Here is a 3,462-nt window from a genome sequence, read left to right as displayed (position 1 = left end):
AATCCATTGAGTCCAACGATATCGAGAACCGCGCCGACACGGCCAGCGATCTCGCCCCGTTTGACATGCCGGGCTTTCAGCGGATAGGCGACGTTTTCGGCAACATCCATATGCGGCCAAAGCGCATAGGACTGGAAGACGACGCCAACGCCGCGCGCTTCCGGCGGCACCTGCCGCTGCGGATCGGCCATCAATTCGTCGCCAAAGAGCACTCGGCCTTCGCTGGGTGCCTCGAAGCCGGCGATCAGTCTCAGCATCGTGGTCTTGCCGCACCCGGACGGGCCGAGCAGCGCCGTAAATGAGCCCGCAGCAAAGTCGAGCGAAACGGCGTCCAGCGCGGCGGTTTCGTTGAACCACTTGGAGAGACGCTCCACCTTGATTTCGCTCATGCTTCACCAATCGGCATATCATTGCGCCCTGTGCCGGTCGTTCGCACAGTCCTGCTGCACCCGGCCGGCAATACGTTGGAAATCCGGTCATGACAATGATGGCGGCCCGCAGCGTACCGGCTGGATGGGCGGGCAGGCCAAGGGAGAAAGCGGCAGAATACGGTCAGCGGCAATGGTGGCGGCGGCGTCGCGCTACTGCGCCGTCCAGCCGCCATCCATCGGCAAGGTTGTGCCGGTGATCTGCTTTGCCGCATCCGAGCACAGGAACAGTGCCAGTGCGGAAAGCTCGTCGACGGTAACGAACTCCTTGGTCGGCTGGGCGGCGAGGAGCACGTCGTGCTTGACCTGCTCCTCGGTCATGCCGCGCGCCTTCATCGTGTCCGGAATCTGCTTTTCGACCAGCGGCGTCCAGACGTAGCCCGGTGCGATCGCATTGACCGTGACGCCGTCAAGTGCCGCCTCCAGCGCCACTGTCTTGGTCAGGCCCGATATGCCGTGCTTGGCCGAGACATAGGCGGATTTGAACGGCGAGGCGACCAGCGCGTGCGCCGACGCAGTGTTGATGATGCGGCCCCATTTACGCGCCTTCATACCGGGCAGCACCGCCTTGATTGCATAGAAGGCCGCGAGCAAATTGATGCGGATGATGGCTTCCCATTTGTCGTCCGGGAACTCCTCGATCGGTGCGACATGCTGGATGCCGGCATTATTGACCAGGATGTCGAGACTGCCGAAGGTCTCTTCGGCCTCGCGCACCATGGCGCTCACCGCTGCCCCATCCATCATGTTGGCGCCGGAGTAACGGCATTTGACGCCGAAATCCGCTTCGATGCCGGCGCGCTCCCGCTCGATGGCGTCAGCGTTGCCCAGGCCGTTGATGGTGACATTGGCGCCTTCGGCGGCAAAGGCGCGGGCAATTCCCAAGCCGATGCCGCTGGTCGAGCCGGTGACGAGGGCGTTCTTCGATGACAGGAAACCCATGATGATCTCGCGGGAAAGGGAGGAAACAGGACAGACTTTGTGCGTCGCGGCAGGACAGTGCCACGGCCATGTGTCGGCGCGATTACAGCGATACGAAGCGCCCTTAGGCCTCTGGAGCCAACGGTCGTCAGGCTGACACGGCAGTGTCATGGCGCCGTGCAACATAATCCCCTGCGCACTCGCGCGGTCGTTCCAGAATGGATGGGGCACTAGCTTGGAAATCGCCGATGTCGTGAAGCGCGCCTATGCGATGCCGCTCACCAACCCGTCCTTCCCGCCCGGTCCCTATCGTTTCTTCGACCGCGAATATGTCATCATCACCTATCGCACGACGCGCGAAGCCTTGGAGGCGGTGGTGCCGGCGCCGCTGGAGATCGACGAGCCGCTGGTCAAATACGAATTCATCCGCATGCCCGATTCAACCGGCTTCGGTGACTACACCGAGACCGGCCAGGTCATCCCCGTGCGCTACAAGGGCGAACACGGCGCCTACGTCCATTCCATGTTTCTCGACGACGACGCGCCGATCGCCGGCGGGCGCGAGCTCTGGGGTTTTCCGAAGAAGCTCGCCAACCCGAAGATTGTTCATGAGGGCGAAGTGGTGGTTGGAACCCTGCACTATGGCAGCGTGCTGTGCGCCACCGGCACGATGGGGTACAAGCACAGACCGGCCGATCATAACCAGATCCTCGCCTCGCTTGCCCAGCCCAACTTCCTGATCAAGATCATCCCGCATGTCGACGGCACGCCGCGCATCTGTGAGCTGGTGCGCTATCATCTCACCGAGGTGACGTTGAAGGAGGCCTGGACGGCGCCGGCGGCGCTCGATCTCCGGCCGCATGTCATGGCCGACGTGGCGCGCCTGCCCGTGCTCGACATCGTCTCGGCCGTTCACTTCACCGCCGACCTGACGCTTGGGCTGGGCGAAGTGGTCCACGACTATCTCGCCGACCGTACCTGATCGCAGAAATCATTTTGGAGGCCAAAGCCGTGCTTGAACGCAACCGCAAGAAGGCGGCCGTCGCCACGATCGAGGAAATCTCGGCGCAATATGACCGCATCGCGCTGGTGTTCCAGGGTGGCGGTGCGCTCGGTGCTTATCAGGCCGGGGTCTACCAGGCGCTTGCCCAAGCCGGCTGCGAGCCGACCTGGCTCTCCGGCGTGTCGATCGGCGCGATCAACGCATCGATCATCGCCGGCAACGAGCCGAGCCGCCGGCTAGAGCGGCTCGAGCAATTCTGGCAGACGATTTCGGGGCGCAAGATCTGGGCCTATACGCCCGAGGGCGACATTTACCGGGATATCCGCAACCGCACCAGTTCATGGATGACGATGACCATGGGCCAGCCCGGCTTCTTCAAGCCGCGCCACCCCAACCCGTGGTTCGAGCAGCCGGGCGCCGAAGGCGCCACCAGCTTCTATGACACGGCCGAGTTGAAGGAGACCCTGGAAGGCCTCATCGATTTCGACATCCTCAATGACGGCAAGAAGCGGCTCAGCGTCGGCGCGGTCAATGTCAGAACCGGCAACTTCGTCTATTTCGACACCGAGACTGTACGCATCGGGCCCGAGCATATCATGGCGAGCGGAGCGCTGCCGCCGGCCTTCGCGTCGGTCCGCATCGAGGGCGAGTATTACTGGGATGGCGGCATCGTCTCCAATACGCCGCTGCAATACCTTCTCGATCAGGAAGAAGACCGCAGCTCGCTGGTGTTCCAAGTAGACCTGTTCAGCGCGCGCGGCGCCTTGCCGCGCGGCATGGCCGATGTTTTGTCGCGGCATAAGGACATCATGTATTCGAGCCGCACGCGGCAAAACACCGACAATTTCCAGCGCATCCACGCCCTGAAGATGAAGCTGCTCGATGCGCTGAAACGCGTCCCAACCGAATTGCTGAAGGAAGGGGAGAAGGAGCTGATCGCGGACTATTCGGATGCCGGCGTGGTCAACATCATACACCTGATCTACCAGCACAAGGGTTACGAGGGGCACGCCAAGGACTACGAATTCTCTGGCACCTCGATGCGCGAGCACTGGGAGATGGGGCTGGAGGATACGCAAAGGACATTGCGCCACCGCCAATGGCTGACCC

General features: G+C 62.4%; 4 protein-coding genes. 2 read left to right on the top strand and 2 right to left on the bottom strand.

Going from position 1 to position 3,462, the window contains the following annotated elements; translation table 11 throughout:
• The coding region (locus tag E5W87_RS34745; RefSeq protein ID WP_292408289.1) for an ABC transporter ATP-binding protein at positions 1-389 on the bottom strand (389 nt) is incomplete at its 3' end.
• Positions 390-581: 192 nt separating this feature from the next.
• Positions 582-1,370, bottom strand: a complete 789-nt coding sequence (locus tag E5W87_RS34740; RefSeq protein WP_292408286.1) for a 3-hydroxybutyrate dehydrogenase — start codon at positions 1,368-1,370, stop codon at positions 582-584.
• 214 nt (positions 1,371-1,584) lie between these two features.
• Here E5W87_RS34740 and E5W87_RS34735 point away from each other — a divergent pair, with 214 nt between their 5' ends.
• Both E5W87_RS34735 and E5W87_RS34730 read left to right on the top strand, forming a co-directional pair.
• A complete protein-coding gene (locus tag E5W87_RS34735; protein WP_292408281.1) occupies positions 1,585-2,331 on the top strand; it encodes an acetoacetate decarboxylase in 747 nt (248 codons plus the stop codon).
• Positions 2,332-2,360: 29 nt separating this feature from the next.
• Positions 2,361-3,462: patatin-like phospholipase family protein (locus tag E5W87_RS34730; RefSeq protein WP_292408278.1), on the top strand; the 1,102-nt coding region annotated here is incomplete at its 3' end.

This window comes from Mesorhizobium sp. (assembly GCF_004962925.1).
Taxonomy (GTDB): domain Bacteria; phylum Pseudomonadota; class Alphaproteobacteria; order Rhizobiales; family Rhizobiaceae; genus Mesorhizobium.
Note: the sequence above shows the minus strand (reverse complement) of the source record. Positions and strands in the feature narration are given on the sequence as shown.

Bases quoted from the DNA above. Each gene is read 5' to 3' on its own strand.
- E5W87_RS34740 (WP_292408286.1), bottom strand. From the start codon at position 1,370: ATGGGTTTCCTGTCATCGAAGAACGCCCTCGTCACCGGCTCGACCAGC.